Source organism: Christiangramia aestuarii (assembly GCF_009735585.1).
Taxonomy (GTDB): Bacteria; Bacteroidota; Bacteroidia; order Flavobacteriales; family Flavobacteriaceae; genus Christiangramia; species Christiangramia aestuarii.
Map to the genome: position 1 here is coordinate 1 of NZ_VJVW01000081.1, position 456 is coordinate 456.

The 456-nt window shown below is 50.4% G+C and carries 1 protein-coding gene; it reads right to left on the reverse strand.

Translation table 11 applies throughout. From position 1 onward, the window contains the following. On the reverse strand, positions 1-406 hold a 406-nt coding region (locus tag FLP08_RS15735; protein WP_202912800.1), incomplete at its 3' end, for a CLIPPER-2 domain-containing protein. Positions 407-456: the final 50 nt, after the last annotated feature.

Consider the following 456-nt stretch of genomic DNA (forward strand, 5'->3'; position numbering starts at 1 on the left):
TGGTCTCTCCAGCCTCGGCATAGCCGTTTCCATTTTCATCGTTAAAGCTACCTGCTTTAGCTATTGTCATGGCTGGGTTCTGCGTCAGTGGCGTAGTCTCATTGTTACTATCCTCTGGATCGGTCAGCTCATCGGCATCAGCCGTAGCAATATTGTCTACCTGTCCGCTATCTACATCAGCCTGGGTCAGGGTATAGGTCGCAGTAAAGCTGGTGTTATCAGAAGCACCCGGCGCCAGATTGATCGGTCCACCGTTTACACTTACCATCGGATCGGTCACGGTGATGTTGTTCAGGGTGACGTTTCCGGTATTGGTCAGGCTAAAGGTATAGGAGATGGTCTCTCCAGCCTCGGCATAGCCGTTTCCCTTTTCATCGTTAAAGCTTCCTGCTTTTGCTATTGTCATGGCTGGGTTCTGCGTCAGTGGCGTAGTCTCATTATTACTATCCTCCGGAT